Below are 22,713 nucleotides of genomic sequence, written 5' to 3'. Positions count from 1 at the left end.
CCATTTCGAGATGGATCAGGGCGAGATTGCATATTAGCCGGGTTGGCGCGGGTTTGGTTATGGTGCGCTGAACCTTCAAGGACAATGCGCCAATGCTCGCTGACCTCGCTATACCGTTCTCGGGGCTTGACTGGCTACCCATCGTGTTGGGTACCGCGGCGGCCTATGTGGTGTTCGGCATCGCCGGCTTCGGCACGGCGTTGGTGGCAGGCCCGGTGCTGATCCATTTCATGCCGCTGTCGCAGATCATTCCCTTGCTGGTGTTACTCGATTTCGTGGCGGCGTTCGGCAACCTGTTGCCCTCACGGCGCGATGTGATACGGGGCGAACTGCTGCGCCTGCTGCCGTTCATGGCGCTGGGGTGCACCCTGGGCGTTGCGTTCCTGCTGCAGCTCAAGTCGGACCTGCTGATGCTGCTGATGGGCCTGTTCATCACGGCCTATGCCGTCTATAGCCTGGCGCTGAAGGTACGCCCGGCGTCGCTTGCCGGCTGGTGGGCGGCACCGGTGGGTACCGTGGGCGGGTTGTTCGGCGCCTTGTTCGGCAGCGGCGGGTTTCTCTACGCCCTTTACTTGAGCGCCCGCCTGCCCGACAAGGAGCAGGTGCGCGCCACCCAGAGCGCGTTGATCAGTTGCAGCACCTTGGTGCGCCTGACGCTGTTCCTTGTCGCCGGTGTCTACGCCGATCGACAACTGCTGCTGATGGCGGCCTGCCTGCTGCCGGTGATGGTCATCGGCCTATGGGCTGGGCGCAGGCTCACGCACAGGCTGTCACGCGAGGCCTTCGTCCGGCTGGTCACCTGGTTGGTGTTGGCCAGCGGCCTGGCGCTCATCGCTCGCTATGTGAGCGCTTGAGCAGGGGTTAGAATTGGCCGACTACCCGATCCAAGGCTTGTCCGCTCATGAATACCCAAAGCATCATCGTTCCCAGGCAGTCCACCGTCCCGGTGCACGAGGCCCGCGCCCGCGCCATCCTGCGCTGGCTGGTCCGCGAAAAGATCGTGCAAGAGCAGCTGACCACCTGCGGGCGTACTGGCAACCGTATGGCCCATGCCCTTGGGCCAGGTGCCCGCCAGGTGGCGCTGCACCCCGAAAAACTGCCCTTCGATGCGCCGGTCAACGGCCTTGAGGTGATGCTCAAGCGCTGCATCTATACGCCCACCGAAGGCTTCAAGGAAGAGGCGGGCTGCCCGCAGTGCCGGCGGGAAGTGGGCGAGCCGTTGTTCGACAGTCTGGAAGAGTGGATGCCCGGGGTCAGTGACAACTTCACCTGCCCGCTGTGCGGGTTCGAAGACGACATCAACGGGTTTTTGTTCCTGCAACCCTGCGCCTTCTCCAACCTGGGCTTCATCTTCAACAACTGGGGCGATGCCGGGTTCACCCAGGCCTTCATCGACAGCTTCGCCGACTGGCTGGACCAACCGGTGGCCGTGGTGCAGGTCCGGCTCGCCTGACGAGGGCGGGGCAGGGCTCTGGTGCGCAGGGCGGCAACGGCCACTTGTAACTTCAGGCTTGATTTACATTGAGTGGCAGGGCACGCATGAGTATAATGGCGCGCTTCCATTTTTCCCGCCCGGGAGCCCCCGCGATGTTGCGTATCAGCCAAGAAGCCCTGACCTTCGACGATATTCTCCTTGTACCTGGTTATTCCGAGGTACTGCCCAATGAAGTCAGTCTCAAGACCCGTTTGACCCGTGGCATCGAGCTGAACATCCCGCTGGTCTCCGCTGCCATGGACACCGTCACCGAAGCGCGCCTGGCCATCGCCATGGCCCAGGAAGGCGGCATCGGCATCATCCACAAGAACATGACCATCGAGCAGCAGGCCGGCGAAGTGCGCAAGGTCAAGAAGTTCGAGGCTGGCGTGGTCAAGGACCCGATCACCATCGAGGCCGACGCCACCGTGCGCGACCTGTTCGACCTGACGCGGCTGAACAACATTTCCGGCGTGCCCGTGCTGGAAAACGGTGACCTGGTCGGTATCGTGACCTCCCGCGACGTGCGCTTCGAAAGCCGCCTGGACGCCAAGGTCCGCGAAGTGATGACGCCCAAGGAACGCCTGGTCACCGTCCGCGAGGGCGCGGACAAGAACGAGGTGCGCGAGCTGCTGCACAAGCACCGCCTCGAGAAAGTGCTGATCGTCGACGAGCACTTCAGCCTCAAGGGCATGATGACCGTCAAGGACATCGAGAAGGCCAAGGCCTACCCACTGGCCAGCAAGGACGACCAGGGTCGTCTGCGCGTTGGCGCAGCGGTCGGCACCGGCAAGGACACCGGCGAGCGTGTTGCCGCCCTGGTAGCCGCTGGCGTTGACGTGGTCGTGGTCGACACCGCTCACGGGCACTCCAAAGGCGTGATCGAGCGCGTGCGCTGGGTCAAGCAAACCTACCCGCAGGTGCAGGTGATTGGCGGCAACATCGCCACCGGCGCTGCTGCCAAGGCCTTGGCCGAGGCGGGCGCTGATGCGGTCAAGGTCGGTATCGGCCCTGGCTCGATCTGCACCACCCGTATCGTGGCCGGCGTCGGCGTGCCGCAGATCAGCGCCATCGCCAACGTCGCCGCTGCCCTGGAAGGCACCGGTGTGCCACTGATCGCCGACGGCGGCATCCGCTTCTCTGGTGACCTGTCCAAGGCCATCGTCGCCGGTGCCAGCTGCGTGATGATGGGTTCTATGTTCGCCGGTACCGAAGAAGCCCCAGGCGAAGTCGAGCTGTTCCAGGGCCGCTCCTACAAGGCTTACCGTGGCATGGGTTCGCTGGGCGCCATGGCGCAGTCGCAAGGCTCCTCCGACCGTTACTTCCAGGACTCCTCGGCCGGTGCCGAGAAGCTGGTCCCCGAAGGTATCGAAGGCCGTGTGCCGTACAAAGGCGCACTGGCTGCGATCATTCACCAGCTGATGGGCGGCCTGCGTTCGTCCATGGGCTACACCGGCAGTGCCACCATCGACGAGATGCGCACCAAGCCGGAGTTCGTGCGCATCACGGGCGCCGGCATGGCCGAATCCCACGTTCACGACGTGCAGATCACCAAGGAAGCCCCCAACTACCGGGTTGGCTGATAGCTCAGCGGTAAGCTCCAGACGGTGGCTGCGTTCGCGCAGCCACTGCGTTTTCCCCGATCAACTTGCAGCTTGCAGCTTCAAGCTCGCAGCTGAATCAGAGATTCCCCATGGCCCTCGATATTCACGCTCACCGGATCCTCATCCTCGATTTCGGCTCCCAGTACACCCAGCTGATCGCCCGCCGCGTGCGCGAGATCGGCGTGTACTGCGAACTGCACCCGTTCGACATGGATGATGAAGCGATCCGCGAATTCAACCCGCGCGGCATCATCCTCGCCGGTGGCCCCGAGTCGGTTCACGAAGCCAACAGCCCCCGTGCACCCCAGGCCGTGTTCGACCTGAATGTGCCTGTGCTGGGCATCTGCTACGGCATGCAGACCATGTCCGAACAGATGGGCGGCAAGGTCGAAGGGTCTGACCTGCGTGAGTTCGGTTATGCCCGCGTGGACGTGGTCGGCAAGAGCCGCCTGCTCGACGGCATCGAGGACCATATCGACGCCGACGGCGTACTGGGCCTGGACGTGTGGATGAGCCACGGTGACAAGGTCACCCAGCTGCCAACCGGTTTCCACGTACTGGCCAGCACCCCGAGCTGCCCGATCGCCGGCATGTTCGACGACACCCGCGGCTACTACGGCGTGCAGTTCCACCCGGAAGTGACCCACACCAAGCAGGGCGGTCGCATCCTGTCCCGTTTCGTGCAGGACATCTGCGGCTGTGAAGCCCTGTGGACCCCGTCCAACATCGTCGAGGACGCCATCGCCCAGGTGCGTGAGCAAGTGGGTTCGGCCAACGTCCTGCTCGGCCTGTCCGGCGGCGTGGACAGCTCGGTGGTCGCGGCCCTCTTGCACCGCGCCATCGGCGACCAGCTGACCTGCGTCTTCGTCGACAACGGCCTGCTGCGCCTGCACGAGGGTGACCAGGTGATGGCCATGTTCAAGGAGAACATGGGCGTCAAGGTGATCCGTGCCGACGCTGAAAAGCAGTTCCTCGACAACCTGGCCGGCGAAGCCGACCCGGAGAAGAAGCGCAAGATCATCGGCCGCACCTTCATCGACATCTTCGATGCCGAGGCTAGCAAGCTGCCGAACATCCAGTTCCTCGCCCAGGGCACCATCTACCCGGACGTGATCGAATCGGCCGGCGCCAAGAGCGGCAAGGCCCACGTGATCAAGTCCCACCACAACGTCGGTGGCCTGCCGGAGGAAATGAACCTCAAGCTGGTCGAACCGCTGCGTGAACTGTTCAAGGACGAAGTGCGCAAGATCGGTCTGGAGCTCGGCCTGCCTTACGACATGGTCTACCGCCACCCGTTCCCAGGCCCGGGCCTGGGTGTGCGCATCCTGGGTGAAGTGAAGAAAGAGTACGCCGACATCCTGCGTCGCGCGGACCACATCTTCATCGAAGAACTGCGCAAGGCTGATTGGTACCACAAGACCAGCCAGGCCTTCGTGGTGTTCCAGCCGGTGAAATCGGTGGGTGTGGTCGGTGACGGCCGTCGCTACGCCTGGGTCGTCGCGTTGCGCGCCGTCGAGACCGTGGACTTCATGACCGCTCGCTGGGCTCATCTGCCTTACGAACTGCTGGAAACCGTCAGTGGCCGGATCATCAACGAGATTGACGGTATCTCGCGGGTGACCTACGACGTGTCGAGCAAGCCGCCGGCAACGATTGAGTGGGAATGATCCCGCGTCCGGCATAGCCCGGCACAATCTAGCAAAAAATGCCCTGGAGCCCGCGTAATTGCGGGCTTTTGGCTTTTTGGGTCTGGCAAGTTCAGGTAGCGTTCTGCATCGCCAAGCATGGTTTTTTTATGGCATGGTACGGGGTACCAACTGCATCTGATGCCATGCATGACGCTTGATACCATGTTCCTTGTTTCAGGATGGGCATGGTATCGAAGTGGCCAAGAGGCCCGGTTTTACTGGGGGTTAAGCCCCATTCTTCCGCGCTTTCAGAGCATGGTATTTTTTCATGGAATATATGGAAGTCATGCTCACTGATACCAAGCTCAGAAACCTCAAGCCGCAAGACAAGCTTTACAAGGTGATTGATCGTGATGGTTTGTACGTCGCCGTCACCCCGGCTGGCTCTATCTCCTTTCGCTACAACTACTCCATCAATGGCCGGCAGGAGACCGTCACCTTCGGTCGTTATGGCTTAGGTGGGATCACCTTGGCCGAGGCACGCGAGCGGCTAGGGGAGGCGAAGAAGATGATTGCCGCAGGCAAGTCGCCTGCTAAGGAAAAGGCGCGTGCGAAGGCGCGCACCAAAGGTGCTGAGACCTTTGATGATTGGGCTGAAAAATGGCTGCGCGGCTATCAGATGGCGGACTCGACACGAGATATGCGCCGTTCAGTCTACGAGCGCGAATTGAAGCCGAAGTTTGGTAATCAGAAGCTGGCTGAAATCACTCATGAGGATCTGCGAGCGCTGACTGATGCGATAGTGGAGCGGGGGGCGCCTGCAACCGCCGTCCATTCGCGTGAGATTGTGCTGCAGGTCTTTCGTTGGGCCATTGAGCGTGGTCAGAAGGTTGAGAACCCCGCGGATCTAGTAAGGTCTTCCAGCATCGCTAAATTCGAGCCACGCGACCGGGCGTTGACGCCTGATGAAATTGCGCTGATGTATCAGTACATGGACAGGATTGGTACCGCGACGTCGGTTCGCGCCGCAGCCAAGCTTCTGCTGCTGACGATGGTGCGCAAGAGCGAGCTGACCAACGCAACGTGGAGTGAGATCAATTTCAGCGAGGCGCTATGGACGATCCCCAAAGAACGGATGAAGCGCCGAAACCCTCATTTGGTGTTTCTGTCACGGCAAGCATTGGATTTCTTCATTGCGTTGAAGACCCTGGCAGGAGGTTCTGAGTACGTTCTGCCGTCACGCTACGACTCCGACTTGCCAATGAGTGCAGCCACGATCAACCAGGTACTGACGCTTACCTACCGTCTTGCTCAAAAGGAAGGTGTACCGCTAGGAAAGTTCGGCCCCCACGACCTACGCCGCACGGCCAGCACGCTGCTGCATGAGGCGGGCTATAACTCCGACTGGATCGAGAAGTGCCTCGCGCATGAGCAGAAAGGCGTTCGAGCCGTTTATAACAAGGCCGAGTACCGGGACCAACGGCGAGCGATGTTGCAGGATTGGGCCGACATGATTGATGAGTGGACTCTTAAGAGACCTCGGCAAACAAATGAGTAACAAAAAGGAACCCGCCAGAGGCGGGTTCTTCTGAGAACCATGTTCGGCGTTTACTTCGCCGCGCTTCCCCTAATTGATGCTATCGCTTCAAATGCTCGTTCATAAACGCTCAAAGGAGGCTTTCCAAAACTAACTACTGAAGGGGAAAGCATCTCTGAGTATTTTACAAACTTTTCTAGATCGTTATTGGCGGCCAGTAGTGCGCTAGCTTGTGAGTCATAAAGCTCCGCTAGCTGTGAGTAGTATCTTATAAAGGAAACTGCTGTCTGGAATAATAGGATTGAAATAGCTATGGCGCCGAAAGTAAAAGCCATTGACGATACAGAACTTGTCCAATCCGGTGTTTCTTGTGTGAATGGCTGTTTCGAATATGCTGTCTGAGTGCGCTCGTAAAAGCTCACTAATTGCTCAAGCTCCCGCATGTAAGCGGACCGCTCATCTATTGTGAAATTCTCTTCTTTGACGTTCTCGCCATCCATCCGTCTTCCCATGTTGATGATGTCATCGGGATAGACTTTCTCGAGAAGATCATTGGACTTGCGTAAAAATAATCCAGGGTCACGCATTTTGTTGAATGATATTTTTTCGCCAAGTGTTCTGAGTGAATATATCTCATTCTGACTCGAACTAAATACTGCCGCCACTGCAATGCTCATTAATATTAGTAGGCCTAATGCTATAAAGAGTCTTGCTGTTCTAGAGCGATTGGCTCTTCTTTTCAAGTCTTTTATCGCAGCTGCGTAGTCTAGGGTTGCATTGGGTTCCGTAACTATTTCCATGTAAATAAAACTCTAGGTAATTGAGGTGGCTGGTGTTGTCTGAGATAATCTGTAAAATCCCAACTTTATAGGCGACCGCTATGACACATGACGTATGAGTGCGAAAATAATCACGCGGACGGTTTTATTTAGAAATAAGGGCTCCACAAGAGGTGTTAGTTGCTGATTGCGGATTGTTTAGTCCCATAGCGGCGTTAAACACTTGTCCGGTCGAATGTCTGGATATGTCGAAAGCATTCAGGAATTGAACGGAGAGCTTTGGATACTGCTTGGCGCTCGATTTCCAGCCTTCGCGCAATTTCTGACTGGTTAAAACCGAGTTTCTGAAGCACAACCATTTGCTTCTTTCGGTCAGAAAATCGTGTGTCGACCATAAGGCGAGCGATATTTCTGAGCTCGGCCTCATCTGCCATCTGAACCGTCAGGCTCAGCATGTAGTGAAAGAAGTATGAGTCGACAAGCTCGTCACCTGATTTCGCTTGAGGCTTCGCTCGTATAGCGCACTGTCTGCTCAATCTCTCCAGTTCAAGGTCAAACTGCTCTACGGACCTTTTTGCTTGCCTGTACGCGGGATTCCAGCTGCCATCATGCGTCTTTGGACGATGCGTTGTGCAGTAAAGGTTGCTCAAACGTAGGTGCTCGTCGGGGTCGCGCTGACCTTCTCCAGTAGCGAAGGATGCTAGCTCGGCTTGAGTGCCACAGAACCTACAAAAGCCCTTCAAGCGCTGGTTGTTTAAGCCGCCTACAGCTTCAGATGACGGCTTCTTGCGCTTACACGCCATCACCAACTCAATCAGCGTCTCAAGCGTTGCAATAAAGCTGCGATCTTTCTTCGACTGTTGGTCGTGGCTCAAAACAAACGCGCGTAGTAATTGGCGCTGCAAGCGGATCATGGCGGGAAACCCTACCAGTTTCATGATCGCACTGAACGCCACGCCTGTACCGGCTCCGGGTATATGCCCTTGGTAGCGCGCAGGAATCTCTTTGGCGTACGCCGCTACGGCCGGGTCGATTAGCTCCTCTACCAGCCTTGCGATTGGATAGCGTTTCGAGGCCGTGGAGTAGGCGCTCCATCGGTCACGGAACTGTTCTATCGCCTCTGCAACGGTGGCGTTACACCCTTCCCAAATAGCTATGGTTGATTGTTTTTTCATGTCAACCATTTTAGCCAATCATTCCGTCGAAGCAATAGGCACCCAAAGGCACGATCAGGCACTCATTCGCAGTGACTGGTAGGGCCTAGCAATGCATACATTGAATAGAAAACTCATCGACAAAAAGACGCTCCTGACGATGATTCCACTGTGTGAGCGCACGATCTATAACTTTGAGATGAAGGGCAAGTTCCCGCGCCGAATTGCGTTGAGTAGCCGCAAGGTCGTCTGGGATTTAGCTGAGGTTGAACAGTGGATAGATACTTGCAAGGAGGGAGGCCCTGCGCGTAGGCCGGGAAGGGCGGTCTAAGCGGTGCGGGGTGCTATCCCGCAGCTTGCGCTGTTCAGTCCCGGGGACGAGGCGCAGATGTATCACGATAGTACTAGGAGCGGATTTTTCTCATTGCTCGTCGATTCTCGTGGTGGAAAGCGGCAGTCCTCTCATCGCTTGGCCGACATGCCAAAGGTGCTCAATCTGTTGGACAAAAAGATTGACACTTGGATTTCGCAGGCTGAGTTCATCCGGCCCAATCGGCGTGTCGTCAATCTGTTGCGGCTGGGGCTGCTGTTCGCTGACCTAGATACCTACCGCGTGCCCGCGCTGGCCAGCCGTAAGCCCGACGAGCTGGCCGCCTCGGTGCTGTTCCTATGCGCCGACACGGGGTTACCCGCGCCCTCGATACTGATCTACAGCGGCCGAGGCATACAGGCCAAATGGCTGCTTGAGGGTACGATACCTCGCCAAGCCTTACCTCGCTGGAACGCCTGCCAACGCTACCTTGTCGATCGCCTTACCCACGTCGGCGCCGATCCCATGGCCAAGGACGCTAGCCGCGTGCTGCGTACCGTAGAGACGGTCAACAGCAAGAGCGGTGAGGTCTGCCGCGTGGTTCACGTCCAGACGGGAACCGATGGCCAGCCAATCCGCTATAACTTCGAGTATCTGGCCGAGGCACTGCTACCGGCGGCCCGCTGGACTATCGAGCAGCAACGGCAGGAACAGGCCGAGACCCGCACCAAGAAAAAGCCTTTCCTTTTGGTGCACGGAAACAAAGCCGACAATCTGCGCGGATTCTCAGGCCGACAGCTTGCTTGGGATCGCCTCGAAGACCTGCGCAAGCTGGCCGAGCTGCGCGGCGGCGTCGGAGAAGGCAGCCGGATGCAGCACCTATTCTGGCGGCTCAACTTCCTGCTGCTGTCCGGGGCGACCAACAGCAAGCAGATGTACCACGAAGCCGCAGCGCTGGCCCGCGAACTCGATCCGCAGTGGAACAGCCGTTCCAAGGAGCTCATGACTCTGTTCAGCAAGGCTAAGGCTTTTGAATTAGGCGAACGTGTCAGCTTCGCGGGCAAGGACTACCCGCCGCTATATACGCCCAAAAATGACACGTTGATAAACCTGTTTGGGATATCCACAGATGAGCAGCGGCAGCTTAAAACCATCATCAGCTCTGAGATAACGCTAGAGCGTGATAGGGCACGGCAGGAGGCACGTAGGCGTGCCGCCGGTGCCGTCAGCCGCGAAGCCTTCCTGAAAGCGGCAGAGGGCCGCCGTGCTCAAGCCCAAGCGCTAAGAACCAGGGGGTTGAGCGTTAGGGATATAGCTGCCCAGATGGGGGTGAGCAAGTCGGCCGTAGGTCGTTATCTAGGCAGCTGAGCCAAGCGTCCCATGTCCGTCCGTATTACTAATGGCGAAGCCTCAGTGCCTTTGATGGCGACCCGTTCACCCTGATTCAGGTTGGTGACGATGGGTGTACTAAGTCCGTTGGGTAGAACCCGTGCGTATTACTGGCAAAGCCTCGACGGGTGTCCCACATCCGTCCGTATTACTAATGGCGAAGCCTCTGAGCTTTTGATCTGCGCCGTCAGAACCTGTTCTGCTGGTATGGCGGGCGCTCCGTATCTGTGTGACCCCGATGCCGGTTGATCGAGGTATTCGCGCGACATAAGCCCCCGGTGCCGAGGGCACTTTAATGGCTTGCGGCAAGTGTGATAGGGCGAGCTGAGACAGGTCCGTGCGTATTACTAGGTGGCTGTGAATCGGAGCTCCCTCGTATTGGGGGAGTCTGAAAAAGAAAACCCCGCACTCAAGCAGGGTTCTGTGTGGTCAGCGATTGCCGTGATCCTTCCGTCTCTGAGCCTCCTGCGCAACTCGTATAGCTGTCAGAACTTGCTGGTTCAACGCGACACTATTTTTACTTCCTAGCAGTGGTAGGCGATTCAAGGCTTGTGCTCCGCAAAACATCCGATAGGAAGCTGACATGGCAAATGGACTTAACCGAAGCTGCAAAGCAGTCCATTGTTGATCCAGCCTATCGAGCAATGGTCCATGGCCTTTGCTCCGTAGCCACTTACCGAGCGCCCACAAGGCGATTGCGGAGGTTGATGCGAACACGGCGAATCCTGCGAACTTCAAAATTGCCATCATGGTTGTTTCTCCGGTTGGTCGTTGCTTGAGGCCATTCCTGGCACATTTAGCGATGTCAGTTGGCCGGGGGCGGGATTGCTTTCATAGGCCGGACGGATAAGGTTGGACTCTGCTTCTGCAGCATCTCCGCTTTTGGGCTGAACGGTGGTATTGGACTCATCAGAAGCTGGTGATGAAGAGCCGGCACCAAGAGAAAAAGAGTGCGCGTTTTCCATGCCCGGCACGGCCATTGAGGCCATCACCCCGAGTGCCTTCGCTCCGCCATTGGCTGCTTGGGAAAGGGCGCTGCCGGAACTGACGACGCTCCCTTGCTGTGTCGCTTGTTGGTCTTTGTCATTGCTGCCCTGGGCGTTTTTTCCAGCCTGCTCGATGGCCTGCTTAGCGCTGCTCGCCATTTGTTGTGGGGCCGCGCTGCCGCCTACTCGAGCACCGGACGCCGCTGCTCCTTTGGCTGCTGCTTGTCCGCCCGTGTTCGCACCGATGCCAGCGGTTGCACCGCCACTGGAGGCGCTCGCCGCAGGCGCACCGGCAAAGCTGGAGTTGATCGAGGTGGCCAGACCGCCGCCAGCCCCACTGGCTCCGGCGGCAACGCCAGTCCCAGAAGCACCGAGAGCACCAGCTGCAGGAGCGGCAGCCCCAGCCGTGGCGATAGTGGCCGCAGCAGCTGCCGCCCCGGCAGCACCAGCCACTGCCATCCCACCAATGGCCGAGCCGCCGCCCATTGACGTGCCGCTAATCATGCCGCCGATTAGGTCAGGAATCGTCTTCGTAAGGTAGCAGCACACTAAGGCTAAACCGACCATTGTCATCAATGAGGCTTCGTCGTTGGTGTAGGCAGCTAACCATTCTTTGGCCGACTGTACGATCAGACCGACGATCAGAGTCAAGACGAACAACTTCGCGCCGATTGCCACGGTGAACCGCATGGGCGCAATCGCGAAATCGCGTGTCCATTGCGAGCCGCCAAAACCGTAGAACAGCACTGACGCGTTGATGATTACGTAGGCCTCTACGAGCGTCACAAACATAAACGCTGCGATAAAGGCGAAGCACGCCAAGACCAGTACTGCGCATACTGCGATCAGAACTCCTTTGCCCGGAGAGAACACTGAAATACCCTTCACCATAGTGCGGCCGAAGTCTAGGGCTACCGCGAGCATATCGCCGGGTTCTAACGCTCGGCCAAGACCGCTCGCCGATGCGGCCGCGTCGCGGAAACTGTCAACAATGGCTGTCGACCATTCCACGGAGTAGGTCATTACCGCCAGGAAGAAACCGATCACCATGATGAAACGCAGCAGCTCTCCGACTATCTCGCCCAAGTCAGCTTGTTTCATGACCAGAGGCATAAACGTCCAGATGAACTGGATGGTGGCGAGCAGCCAAAATAATCTTATGGCGTAGTCGTACAACTTTCCTGACCACTGGTGAGATTGCTGCAAAACAAGATCTAGCAGGCCCTGAACCGAGGTGTCGGCATGGGCCAGGTCTGTTGCAGCCATCGCATTTCCGGCCAAGAGCATGCTTGCTAGGGCAATAAACAACAGCAGGCGACGTTCCATAATCAGTACCCCTTAACGCCGCCGCGCGAGTTAGGACGTGCCTCAAAATCAGCATCTGCGTCATGCAGCTTTCTCTGTTGCTCAGACGCTACTGCACAGTCGCTATCGCTTTGAATGACCACAGTGACAACTGAGCCCAATATCGCGGCCCCGGCGCAAATGAGGGTCATTAGCCATTTCGAGATAACCATCCTCAGTACCCCTTCACACCGCCGCGTTTACTTTCACGCGATTCAAATTGCTGCTCGGCTGCTTCGCTAGCGGCTTTTCGGTCGCCCTGCTGAGCTATGTAATTGCCCTGCATATTGATTTGCGTGGCCACCAGATCGCGTAGCTTTTGCAGTTGCTGCACGTTCTGCGAGGCTATTTCGTTACCCGCCTGAATGGCTTGCATCCGTCCTGCGGCGCTTTGTGAGCGTGCCACCATGCGGTTGAGCAGGGCGTCTTCCGACTGGAAAGTGCTGGTGTTGAGGTTCGCAGCTTCCATTGCTGCTTTGGCGTTGTCGCGGCTTTGCTTCGACCATTCTTTATAACGATCCCGTATCGGAGCTTCTGCCGAGTTTGCCACTTGTTGAAGGTAGGATTCGAAGCCTGGAAACGCAGCATTGAACTGTGCATCCATGTTCTCAATTTGACGGCCCAGCGCCTGCGAACGCTGATAAATATTGACCACGCTTTTAAGGTCGGCAGCGATGCTCCCAAACATCGAGTTGGGTAGCCCAGTGCCTTGTGTGACCATGTTTTGGTACTGCTGTATCTGAGTTTGAAGTTGCTCTGCCGTATTTAGTGCTGTGTTGACCTGTTCGGCATACTCAAACATCTGTTGATAAAACGTCGAGCAGTTTGCGCAGTAGATGGCGTAAGCAGGGGAGGGCGCAGTGTATATACCCACTCCGACGAGTGTACTCGCCAGCGCGATAGCAAGCCTTACGTTTCGACCTGACTTTCGGGAAGCATAAGTCAAAGGTTTTCCTGGTTCCAGCTCCATATCGGATTCCTCATCTGTGACGCTCGAGTTTTGATTATTCACTGATATGCAGAGGTTATAAATATGCGGATAGTTTTCTATCCGCCTTCACTCGCTTGAAAAGTCCCGAAAGTGTACCGAAATCAACAGAGGGGAGGCGCCCTTGGTCTGCGTTCTTAATTGCGTGTGACAGTGTTTAATTAAGGCAATTTAGTGCAATTTAGCGAAATTCAACGCAACTCAAGGCAACTCAAGGCAGCTCAGGTATAAAAGCTTGAGTTTGAGAGGATTTTTGGCGGTGTAATGCTGTAAGGAATCGAAGTTGTCTTAAATTTATTTGAGCTGCGTTTATTCGGACGGCAAGATGTGTGTTGTACGGGTACGGGCAAGCCCGCGCCCATCCAACCCTGCCCCTTATTCGCCTTCGGCTCAACGGAATCTTGCTCTGCGAGGCCACAGCTGCTGCCGCGCTTTAAAGCTGAAAGCAACAAGAAGGAGCACAAGCCATGACAGATGACACCAAAAGAAAGGCCACGCCCCGACGACGTGGGAAACCGATAGAGGTGTGGGTGACGGACGGAGAAAAAGTCGTGATCACTGAGCGAGCCGAAGAGGCGGGCATGTCCCGCTCGGGCTATCTGCGGGCGTTGGGTTTGAATACGCCCATTCATTCAGTCGTCGACCTGAAGGCGGTAGCTGATCTAGGCAAGATCAGTGGCGACTTGGGACGTGTTGCTGGCTTGTTGAAGCTCTGGCTCTCGGAGAAAAACGGTCAGGGAGCAAGCTCGGTCGAGATCGAGCGGATGATGATTGAGTTTCGTGAGCTGCAAGCGGGGATTCGGGAAAAAATGAGCGCCGTCGTTTTTGCCCGAAAAGCGTGACGCTGACACCTGCAATCCTTTGGATTGCAATCCAATTCAGGGATGGCAGTTGCTAGAATTGCGTCTTGCCTGACCATCGCCCGAGGACTTTTTTTGCAGCCTCTCGCGAGCAGCTACTATCAGGATGGCACAGAGGGCCGACGATGCTAGCTTGGGTGTGACGAAGTGCTTGCTCACGGTGCCGCTGCAGGGAGAAAGGCGATGTTCGAAGAAACAGTCCGCGCATTAACAAAGCTTGGCGAAGAAAGCTCTACCGTTGCGATCTCAGCAGATGATGACAACTACTTTGATCGAGAGTGCCCCGCGCCAGAATGCTTAGCCCAGTTTAAGGTTCTGATGGCAGATTGGGAGGACAAGGTTAGGGACGAAGAAGTCTTTTGTCCGTTTTGTGGCCATACCGCTGATGCTCAGAGTTGGTGGACGCAGGAACAGCTCAATCATGCTCGGGACGTTGCTCTAGCGAAGGTTCAAGCGGCGTTAGGTGGTGCACTTCGCCTTGATGCGCAGAGATTTAATCAGAGGCAGCCCAAGGGTGGATTCATCTCGATGAGCTTGAAGGTGGACAGCAGACCTGAGCATGTCCCGATCCCCTATGCCGCGGCAGCACCCATGCGTCTCAAAATCACCTGTAGTGATTGTGGGTGTCGGTATGCCGTTGTTGGAGCGGCGTATTTTTGTCCGTCTTGCGGGGCAAACGCTGCGGAGCTTGTCTTCGACCTCACGGCCCAGGGCATTCGGCAGTCGCTTGAAGCAGTTGACGCCATCAGAGCTGCCATTACAGATGCAGACACTGCTGAGAACACGTGCCGTCTGATCGTTGAGAGCGCTTTGCAGAACGCAGTGACGGCATTTCAGAGGGTTGCAGAAGCGCTTCACGCGCGCATAGCGCCGACAACGAGGGCCCGGCGCAACGCATTTCAGAATCTTGCCGAGGGGTCAGCTCTTTGGGCTGACGCTACTGGAGGCGGGTACGACAAGCATCTCAAGTCACTCGAGATGGGACAACTGATAACGGCCTTTCAGCAGCGACATCTGCTTGCTCATACGCAGGGTGTCGTCGATGATGATTACATTCGGAAAACTGGTGACACACGGTATAAATCTGGGCAGCGGTTGGTGATCAAGCGCGAGGCTGTGGCTGAAGCTCTTAATTTGGTCGAGCAATTGACGAATGGCATCCGTCAGGACGCCAAGGAGAAAGGTTGAGCTCATGAACAGTTGGTTTTGGTCAAAAGCGGCTGCTCGATCCTAAAAATAAATGCGTCTCCTTTTTTCGATGATAATTTGCGTGATGGTGGTTACGGAACATTGGTTGCGCGTCCGGTAGATTGCCGGAACAAGGAGAAGTTATGGAGAATCTAACAAGGAATCAACATTTTATCTCTCAGTCTGAGCAACGTAGTAATTCCATAGACGAGAGCAGGCCAAAGGAAAAGCAGCGAATCTACAAATTTGAAATAGCAGATCGAGAAAATAGCGTTGTTCGTCTAACAAATGTTGAAGGCGTCAGAATAAAGAAGAATCTCTCTTTTGATGATCTCTTTAGCTTTGATGTAAAAAACCCATCTCTCAGAAAAAATTTAGAGAGTTTTTTTCATAGGTTTGAAGTGGGTCTGGCTCCAGCCGCTGATCTTCTTGTTTCTGAGTCAAAAGTCAATTCTGGAAGCGATGTTTTGAAGCGCGCCGCTGAACAAGTTTTCAAGGCAAAGTTCATGGGGTGGATAAGAAATCCATATTCTATTGCTCGAACTATTGATATGTATAAGGGGCTGATAGGAATGTATCCAACTGATCCTCTGTTGCTAGCCGACTTCTGCGAAATACGCAGGGGAATAAAGCCCCACCTAGCTGGTGTTTGTGCAGAGTTTGGGGTGACGAGTGATCAGTACTTCCAGTGGCTGGAAATTCTTTTTCTGGCGCTGATGATCCCACCTGGCGGCACAAAAAGTATTTTGGAATCGTCCGTTGAGAAGATTATTGAGTCAAAAGGTCACATGGGCCATGTGATAGTGGCAACCTTTGATGACATTGCTGGTTGCCGAGTCGCTATACCTGATACTGGTTACCTTCAAGGAACTCAGGATCCAAATCATAATATGTTTCTCTTTAATTTGAGTCGGAGTGCATTTGCTTCCTTTAATGTTGTGGACCTATCAAGGCAGACTCTTGTAGAGGTCCCGCCGCAGATGAGGGGGCAAGTGGAGTCGTTCAATATGAAATTCTCGGCACAGCATCATCACAATAACATGATATTACTTGAGCGGTTTAACGTGCTTGCCGCGTATCAGGCCCATTCTCATATTTTCTGTGCCGACCCCCAGGTCTATGGAGTTACCACTATTCAATGAGTGCTCTTGCTTTACGCTGGGTTAGTTTGTACCTATTAGAGGTTTATCCACCCCAGTGTCGGGTCGCAATCAAAATTACGACCGATACGCTGTTGCGCACAAACTCACTAGCGAATGCCTAAGGGACATTTATGGGCTAAGCCGGATGGTTAATCTTTACTTTTGGAGCTTGAAGGCAATATAGCGACCACCCGGGCTCGGCAATCAGATTGCTTGCTGCCACCTACAAGAAAAGGGAACGCATTTATTTCTAAGATTAAGTCTGCCCTTCTAGCCGGTGGCATACCTTCGCGAGGGGCAACTACAGGCTAAGAGCAGCCCGTTGGCTGCTGGCAAAGAATTTTCATGTTAGCCCTGAGCGCACATTGAGCACTTTCTCGTAGACAGATCCACTACCAAGTGCTCACATTTCTCACAGGGGGTCTGCGAAATTACTGCAACATGACCGCAGACAAAACATTTCGCCTCGCTACCGGGGTTTGTTGTTAGTTGCAGGGTTTTGACATAGGAGTCTATCCATTTGCAATCAAAGAATTCATTTTGTGAAAATGCCTTGTAGCATGCAGGGCATACATCTGAGCGCATACGTTTATCGTATCCAAAAAAACGCTTCGTGTAAGAAGGTGCCAGATATTTTATAACTAAAGAAAGCTCCCTATGAATTGTCAAATGTATAGATGAGTCGTTTTGCTCGTCTTCATCGATTAAAATTCCCTCGCCATGCTCGGGCGAACGGTTTAGATAACTGATTCTGGATTTTATCCAGCAATTTTCGCCTACGAGGTATTCGTGGCATTCCAGTATTGATCGGGCGAGGCGTCCTGGTTCAACGGAAAGGCTCTTGTCAACTGTATGCATGATTTTATTCCGCATAGTACGCATTTCGCTAAACCATTGTTTGAACTCATCGGGCAGCCTGTCGGACGAGAAGCTGTTGTGGATTTTCAATAAATCCTGTGCGTCAAGCGTCCTGAACTCGCTGAAGCTTATGTCAATAGTTTCACTTTTGCTGGGTAAAGAGCGAGGGTCTAATGAGATCAAGAGGTAAGGAGAAATAGCTAATATTTTGGCTTTTAAGTAAAATTCTACCGCATGCTGTACCATCGCTAGGGCGGATGTAAGTTCAGGCTTTGCATACGTCCAGAACTTATCCAAGGTATTTTGCTTCGACCCCAGATCTTCAAATACCTCATGATTTTCAAGTAGTTTTGTTAAGCTATTCCATGCGCTGTTGATTAGGTTCTCGGCGGATGTATAAAAGTCGCTCGATTCAGGGATGTCAATTAGCATTTCAGTGCGACCTTCACTTGGGTAGTAGCTAAGAATTGCAAGCCATTATCTTTTTTATGCGTTATAAATAAGCTAGTAGCGCAACGGGGGGGCAAGTTTTTCATATGGCGGTTGCTTAAAGGATTTCAAATTAGCCAGTGCAATTTCCTGTCTGGGGATCATTAATAGATCGCCATAGCATGATTTTCAGTCCTCACCCCCAGAATTAGCTTTGGGTAAGCGCTCGCCGTTCAAAATCCCACGATGTCTGGTTGACATCTAACTTGTATATATGGCGTTCAGGCTGAAATATGTCAGAAAAATCAGGATCATCCATATAAGTGCTCCTTGCCCCTAGGTACACCTCACGAATCGGCACTTTGTGGCTGTACAGGTACAGCTCGCGGGCATTGTCGTTACTGGCCGTGACAAAATAACCAGGCTCGAAGTCCACGTCAGGAAGCTCGTGTGGCTCAAGATTCCGGGTGAGCATATAAAATGAACGAAGTGGGTCAGCTTGGTCGTCCTCCACGGTATGCGTCCAGTCCATCACCTTTTTGACTACTCGCACCTCCTCTTCGTAAACCCAGCTAGCATGCTTTGTTAAGAAGAGCCGCCTGGCCAAGGCTCGGTCAGCAGCCACTTCGAATCCCATAGCGTGTTGATACACCCCATTCAGCGCCTCCATGCTTTCAGGATTGAGAGCAAATGGTGTCTTTGTATTTGTGTACAGAACATCGCCTGAATCAACCGTGATTAGGTTGTATTCCGGCGAATTGAGAAATGGGCCTGAGGTATCGTAACCAATTACAAAACCCTTGTGCTGATCGGCGTAGTGGGCCCACATCAGTGGGTTAAACGCGCTGCGTGTTAAGCAAAGAACAGCTACCTGATCCTTTAGCTGGTCAATCCTTATTTTGAGCGTTTCCTGCTTGTTCGCCGGCCCGACGCTGTTGGACAGCGCGGTAAGCTCGAAAGGGTCGTTGAAGAATTCGGGTTTTCGAAATCCCAAATTCTGACTTTTAAGAGCGGCTTTGCCACCGGCGCAGCCGTAGTACTTGTAGAGGATCGTCACGCGCAGCTCCTTTTCGCGATTTCATGTGATCTTAGCGACTCTCTCTGCCATCGTCTCTTCTTCTAAGGCTTCTGTTTGTCGCAGCTGGTGCAGAATTGACGAAGCTGCCGACACGTTGCTCACCCAAGCTTCTACTTCGTAAAGCGTTGGTAGGTCTGACTTTGGGCTGAATGCTTTGCCGCTGCCAAGGTAATGGTGGCATCGTACCTAGCGGCCAATACGGCTTAGCATTAGCGACCACTGTAGGTGACTGAGCAATCGCGCAGCTGGAGTCAGCGAGAGTCGGACGGTTTTGTAGTGGCCTGAACAGGCTATTCTTGACGTTTCAGGGCATCCAAGAACTAGGGGCGATTGATGAAAGACCGTGGTCACGATGTGGCGATGGCAGAGCTTTTCCGGGCTGATCCGGCGTATGCGGCTGAGCTGCTGGCCGAGGTTGTTCGTAATGGTGATGCGGAAGAGTTGGCCATCCTAGAGCGGCAGCTATTGGCTACCTTTGCCATGAAAGAGGCAAACCCTGCTTCTTGAGCGTGTTGTGGTGCCATCATGGTATTTTAAATGGTCTTTCAATTTTTTAATCTCTGTATGCGCCGGTTTATAAGGTCTTAAGTGATCAATTGATAATAGAGTGGGAGTGATCCCGCGTCCGGCACTGCCCGGCACGATCTAGCAAAAAAAGCCCTGAAGCCCGCGTAATTGCGGGCTTTTGGCTTTTTGGGTCTGGCAAGTACAGGCAATGTTTCCCAGCATCAGCATGATTGTTCGGCATGGTGCGGGATACCAGCTGGATCCGGCGTAATCAAGACGCTCAGTTGGAGAAAACCGCTGACCACCTGTCACCGAACAACGCGATAGCCAAGCCTGCGAGCATCACCACCGCCCCAGCCAACTTGATGGCAGACACTGGCCTTTCCAATGCCCCCATCAAGCCGAAATGATCGATGACCAGTGATGAAACGATTTGCCCGGCGATAGCGAGGCCGAGCAGGGCGGACAGGCCTATCTTCGGTGCAAGCACCACATAGCTAAGCAGCGCACTCGCCCCCAGCAAACCGCCCAGCAGGCTCCAAAGGGGCTGGGCAGGAATCGCGGCCAGTGAGGCCGCTATTCCTCCGCGCATCAATGCGTAAATGCACAGGCACACTGCGCCGGCAGTGAACGAGAACAGTGCCGCCGCAACGGAGTCTCCACCTACACCTTTAGCGAGCTGGCCGTTGAGTGTGGTCTGCAGGGTAATGCCGAGCCCCGCAGCGATGGCCAACACATAGTAGGCTACGTTCATCTCGTGCCCTCTTAGTTGGCTGAGTCGAGCGGGAGGAACGTCTCGGCAAACATATCCGGCGCATAGCCTGCTGCAGCGAACAGATGCTCACGTGACTCATCGATCGCCGCACGCAGCCTCTCACTGTCCACACCCAATACTTTGCCGTCGCGTTTGACGATTCGCCCGCCAATCATGACCGTATCGACATTGCTGCGCTCGGCGGCATGTACCACGGTGCCGAAGGCATTACCTACAGGATAGAGGTTGATGTCCTGTGCGTTGATCAGGATCAGGTCTGCCTGTTTGCCCGCAACCAGGCTACCGACTTTGTCCTGCAAGCCGGCACAGAAGGCGCCGTCGATAGTCGCGGATTTGAGCAGACTGTGGGCGGGCAGCGTCACCACCGGATGATGGTCCTCACCGCAGCAACGCTGCTGGTGCATGCCCATGACACGTTGCAGGTAGAACGCCACCCGCATTTCCATGAACATGTCGCCGCTGTAGGAGGTTTCGTTGTCAACACTCAGTCCCGGGCTGATGCCGTGACGCTGGGCCGACTGCATGGCGAACATTCCATCTTCAATGCCGTAATGGGCATCTGAGCGTGGGCATACGTTGACTTGCACCCCAGCTTCGCGAAGGATTTCCCAGCCGGCGTCCGGCAGCGCGGTGCAGTGGTTGAAGATGTTATCGGATCGCAGCAGACCTTTACGATGCAATTCTGGCAATTGCGCCGCCATGCCCCCACCAAAAAACTCGGTGATGATCGGCAGCCCCAGGCGTCTGGCTTCAGCCCACAGCTCAGGTTCCAGCTGCGCCATCACCGCCAGCGAAAGCAACGGGTTATCACCGTGCTTGATGTATTTTTCCTGCAAACGCTCCAGGTTGCCCGGCCAGTGGGCTTTATCCCACTCACCCGCCACCGGCGCCCCGGAGGCATGTACGGCGCGTATACCTGCATCAAGCAGCGCCTCGACGGCGGCGTCGGAGTGTGCACCGGTGCGGCTGTTATGCGAGTTGTCCACCAAGGTCGTGATGCCGGCATCGATGCACCCTAACGCACTCAGCAAGTTGCCGATGTACATGTCCGCCGGGCGATAGTATTTGGCGAACGAGAAGTGAGTGGCGTTGCAGTAGTCCTCCAATGTGGCTGCGTTGGGATTGATCCGGCGCAGTTGCCCTTCCCACGAGTGGCGGTGCGTGTCGACCATGCCGGGCATGGCGATCATGCCGGATGCATCGATCACCATAGCGTCGCCAACTTCGAGATGTTCACCAATGGCCTTGATGGTGCTGCCTTCGATGAGAATGTCGCCGCGTACCAGATTGCCGATGTCGCCATCCATACTCAGTACAGTGGCGCCTTGGATGAGTGTGCGGGCAACCGGTGCGGTCTGCGCCTGTACGATGCCGCGATTGTATTCAGCCATTGAGGTACACCTCTTCAAATGTGATTGCAAGAAAGGTACGCAAGGCAACACTGCGGGAAAAAGATGGATAAACTGTTTTTATTATTCAATTTGCACGAATAATAAGGCCGTCCCTGATCACTGTTTGAGGTTATTAACCGTCGTGGATCGAATTCAGGCGATGCAGATTTTCGTACGCGTAGCGCAAGCGGGAAGCTTTACCCAAGCGGCGCAGACGCTCTCCTTACCCGCTTCGACTGTGACCAGCAGTGTCAAGAACCTGGAAAAGTACTTGCAGGTGCGTCTGCTCAACCGAACGACGCGGCGGGTCAGCCTTACACCTGAAGGCGCACAATACCTGGCGCAATGCCGGGAGATTCTTGAACTGATCGAACACACGGAGAGCAGCCTGGCGGATTCCGTAAAACGGCCGCAGGGGCGTTTGCGCGTCGACATGCCTGGTGGCGTTGCGCACTCCATTGTCATGCCGAACCTGCGCGACTTTTATCGGCGCTATCCGGATATCTATCTGATGATCGGCGTGAACGATCGACAGGTTGATCTGCTTCAGGAGGGTATCGATTGCGTTATTCGTACAGGTGAGCTCCATGACTCAACCTTGGTTGCGCGCCCACTCGGCCGATTTCGTTGGGTGACCTGTGCGTCAGCCGCCTACCTCAAGGAAAACGGTATTCCGCAAACACCCCATGACTTATCGCACCACCGAGCTATTCACTACTTTTCGGGTGGCGCGAAACACGCAGGTGAAATGCGCTTCGCACGCGATACGGAAAAGATCTCGGTTTTGGTAAGCGGTACGGCCGCCGTCAACGAGACCGGGCTCTACATCAAAATGTGCCTTGATGGGTTCGGGTTGATTCAGCTCGCCGAGAACGTGGTGAGCGAGCACCTGCAGCAAGGGCGGTTGATTGAAGTGCTCGCCGATTGGCAGCCGGCTCCGGTGCAGGTGAGCCTGCTATACCCACACCAGCGATTTCTTTCGCCCGCTGTGAGTTCGTTCGCTGATTGGATAGCTGGGCTGATCGGAAACAAATGAGTGATTGCCCCTTCACAGTACCCTGAGTCCTGCAGTCGTCTTGCCGAGTTGCTGCTTTGCCCGCTATGGGAGGCTCGAGCTACGGTCTCGAGAACGTATTCTGAATCTGCCGGGCTCAGGCAGATGACATGCAGTGGGCGGTGCCGGCAGTTAGCTTCATTGGCAGCGGTAGTTTGTCCGAGCCCTATTCAGAATGGAAAGGGCCGCTTAGCGACCCTGTTCACGTATACCTGGCAGCGCCTGATCGCTGAGCGGT

The 22,713-nt window shown here is 55.2% G+C and carries 21 protein-coding genes; 12 read left to right on the top strand and 9 right to left on the bottom strand.

Annotation, left to right across the window (positions count from 1 at the left end; all coding sequences use genetic code 11):
• The first annotated feature begins 92 nt into the window (after nucleotides 1-92).
• The 5 genes from FS767_RS04330 to FS767_RS04310 all read left to right on the top strand — a co-directional run bounded on the left by FS767_RS04330 (nucleotide 93) and on the right by FS767_RS04310 (nucleotide 6,264).
• Nucleotides 93-854 carry a sulfite exporter TauE/SafE family protein gene (locus tag FS767_RS04330; RefSeq protein WP_144964346.1) on the top strand — a complete coding sequence of 254 codons (762 nt, stop codon included), beginning with the start codon at nucleotides 93-95 and terminating at the stop codon, nucleotides 852-854.
• A 47-nt stretch (nucleotides 855-901) separates the two neighbouring features.
• Nucleotides 902-1,453 carry a hypothetical protein gene (locus FS767_RS04325; protein ID WP_058638592.1) on the top strand — a complete coding sequence of 184 codons (552 nt, stop codon included), beginning with the start codon at nucleotides 902-904 and terminating at the stop codon, nucleotides 1,451-1,453.
• 134 nt (nucleotides 1,454-1,587) lie between these two features.
• On the top strand, nucleotides 1,588-3,057 hold the full coding sequence (gene guaB, locus FS767_RS04320) for an IMP dehydrogenase (RefSeq protein ID WP_058604466.1): 1,470 nt from the start codon (nucleotides 1,588-1,590) through the stop codon (nucleotides 3,055-3,057).
• Nucleotides 3,058-3,167: 110 nt separating this feature from the next.
• A complete protein-coding gene (gene guaA, locus FS767_RS04315; RefSeq protein WP_058604467.1) occupies nucleotides 3,168-4,745 on the top strand; it encodes a glutamine-hydrolyzing GMP synthase in 1,578 nt (525 codons plus the stop codon).
• A gap of 307 nt (nucleotides 4,746-5,052) precedes the next feature.
• Entirely contained in the window at nucleotides 5,053-6,264 is a 1,212-nt protein-coding gene (locus tag FS767_RS04310; protein ID WP_144964463.1) for a site-specific integrase, read from the top strand.
• Nucleotides 6,265-6,314: 50 nt separating this feature from the next.
• Here the strand turns inward: FS767_RS04310 and FS767_RS04305 are convergent, their stop codons facing one another.
• Entirely contained in the window at nucleotides 6,315-7,043 is a 729-nt protein-coding gene (locus FS767_RS04305; protein ID WP_144964344.1) for a hypothetical protein, read from the bottom strand.
• A 194-nt stretch (nucleotides 7,044-7,237) separates the two neighbouring features.
• Nucleotides 7,238-8,206, bottom strand: a complete 969-nt coding sequence (locus FS767_RS04300; protein ID WP_144964343.1) for a LuxR family transcriptional regulator — start codon at nucleotides 8,204-8,206, stop codon at nucleotides 7,238-7,240.
• A gap of 82 nt (nucleotides 8,207-8,288) precedes the next feature.
• On the opposite strand from FS767_RS04300, the gene FS767_RS04295 reads away from it, so the two are divergent.
• On the top strand, nucleotides 8,289-8,507 hold the full coding sequence (locus tag FS767_RS04295; RefSeq protein WP_055135788.1) for an AlpA family transcriptional regulator: 219 nt from the start codon (nucleotides 8,289-8,291) through the stop codon (nucleotides 8,505-8,507).
• A 57-nt stretch (nucleotides 8,508-8,564) separates the two neighbouring features.
• A complete protein-coding gene (locus FS767_RS04290) occupies nucleotides 8,565-9,854 on the top strand; it encodes a replication protein (RefSeq protein WP_256674227.1) in 1,290 nt (429 codons plus the stop codon).
• Nucleotides 9,855-10,304: 450 nt separating this feature from the next.
• Here the strand turns inward: FS767_RS04290 and FS767_RS23155 are convergent, their stop codons facing one another.
• From FS767_RS23155 to trbJ, 3 genes are all read right to left on the bottom strand, one after another.
• On the bottom strand, nucleotides 10,305-10,625 hold the full coding sequence (locus FS767_RS23155) for a hypothetical protein (protein WP_144964339.1): 321 nt from the start codon (nucleotides 10,623-10,625) through the stop codon (nucleotides 10,305-10,307).
• Nucleotides 10,622-12,187, bottom strand: a complete 1,566-nt coding sequence (trbL, locus tag FS767_RS04280; protein WP_144964337.1) for a P-type conjugative transfer protein TrbL — start codon at nucleotides 12,185-12,187, stop codon at nucleotides 10,622-10,624. The genes FS767_RS23155 and trbL overlap by 4 nt, the downstream gene beginning before the upstream one ends.
• A gap of 193 nt (nucleotides 12,188-12,380) precedes the next feature.
• A complete protein-coding gene (gene trbJ, locus FS767_RS04270; RefSeq protein WP_144964336.1) occupies nucleotides 12,381-13,175 on the bottom strand; it encodes a P-type conjugative transfer protein TrbJ in 795 nt (264 codons plus the stop codon).
• A 485-nt stretch (nucleotides 13,176-13,660) separates the two neighbouring features.
• Between trbJ and FS767_RS04265 the strand changes: the two genes are divergently transcribed.
• The 3 genes from FS767_RS04265 (at nucleotide 13,661) to FS767_RS23150 (ending at nucleotide 16,383) form a co-directional block, all read left to right on the top strand.
• Nucleotides 13,661-14,035, top strand: coding sequence for a CopG family transcriptional regulator (locus tag FS767_RS04265; protein ID WP_144964334.1), 375 nt, complete (start codon nucleotides 13,661-13,663; stop codon nucleotides 14,033-14,035).
• 201 nt (nucleotides 14,036-14,236) lie between these two features.
• On the top strand, nucleotides 14,237-15,241 hold the full coding sequence (locus FS767_RS04260) for a hypothetical protein (RefSeq protein ID WP_144964333.1): 1,005 nt from the start codon (nucleotides 14,237-14,239) through the stop codon (nucleotides 15,239-15,241).
• A gap of 143 nt (nucleotides 15,242-15,384) precedes the next feature.
• Nucleotides 15,385-16,383, top strand: a complete 999-nt coding sequence (locus FS767_RS23150; RefSeq protein ID WP_256674226.1) for a hypothetical protein — start codon at nucleotides 15,385-15,387, stop codon at nucleotides 16,381-16,383.
• A gap of 348 nt (nucleotides 16,384-16,731) precedes the next feature.
• On the opposite strand, the gene FS767_RS04250 is transcribed toward FS767_RS23150, so the two are convergent.
• Together FS767_RS04250 and FS767_RS04245 are read right to left on the bottom strand one after the other, a co-directional pair.
• On the bottom strand, nucleotides 16,732-17,673 hold the full coding sequence (locus tag FS767_RS04250; protein ID WP_144964331.1) for a hypothetical protein: 942 nt from the start codon (nucleotides 17,671-17,673) through the stop codon (nucleotides 16,732-16,734).
• 205 nt (nucleotides 17,674-17,878) lie between these two features.
• Nucleotides 17,879-18,727, bottom strand: a complete 849-nt coding sequence (locus FS767_RS04245) for a DUF2971 domain-containing protein (RefSeq protein ID WP_144964329.1) — start codon at nucleotides 18,725-18,727, stop codon at nucleotides 17,879-17,881.
• Between the two features lie 354 nt (nucleotides 18,728-19,081).
• Between FS767_RS04245 and FS767_RS22810 the strand changes: the two genes are divergently transcribed.
• Nucleotides 19,082-19,255, top strand: coding sequence for a hypothetical protein (locus tag FS767_RS22810; protein WP_178102712.1), 174 nt, complete (start codon nucleotides 19,082-19,084; stop codon nucleotides 19,253-19,255).
• A 280-nt stretch (nucleotides 19,256-19,535) separates the two neighbouring features.
• Here FS767_RS22810 and FS767_RS04240 read toward each other — a convergent pair whose 3' ends face one another.
• Nucleotides 19,536-20,009 (bottom strand): DMT family transporter, encoded by a 474-nt coding sequence (locus FS767_RS04240; protein WP_144964328.1) that lies wholly within the window; start codon nucleotides 20,007-20,009, stop codon nucleotides 19,536-19,538.
• Between the two features lie 11 nt (nucleotides 20,010-20,020).
• Nucleotides 20,021-21,421 carry an amidohydrolase family protein gene (locus FS767_RS04235; RefSeq protein WP_144964462.1) on the bottom strand — a complete coding sequence of 467 codons (1,401 nt, stop codon included), beginning with the start codon at nucleotides 21,419-21,421 and terminating at the stop codon, nucleotides 20,021-20,023.
• 142 nt (nucleotides 21,422-21,563) lie between these two features.
• Here FS767_RS04235 and FS767_RS04230 point away from each other — a divergent pair, with 142 nt between their 5' ends.
• Nucleotides 21,564-22,457, top strand: a complete 894-nt coding sequence (locus FS767_RS04230) for a LysR family transcriptional regulator (protein WP_144964326.1) — start codon at nucleotides 21,564-21,566, stop codon at nucleotides 22,455-22,457.
• Nucleotides 22,458-22,713 lie beyond the last annotated feature (256 nt).

The sequence above is a fragment of the Pseudomonas sp. DE0010 genome (assembly GCF_007680745.1).
Lineage (GTDB): Bacteria > Pseudomonadota > Gammaproteobacteria > Pseudomonadales > Pseudomonadaceae > Aquipseudomonas > Aquipseudomonas parafulva_B.
This window is presented reverse-complemented; position numbering and strand designations above follow the sequence as displayed.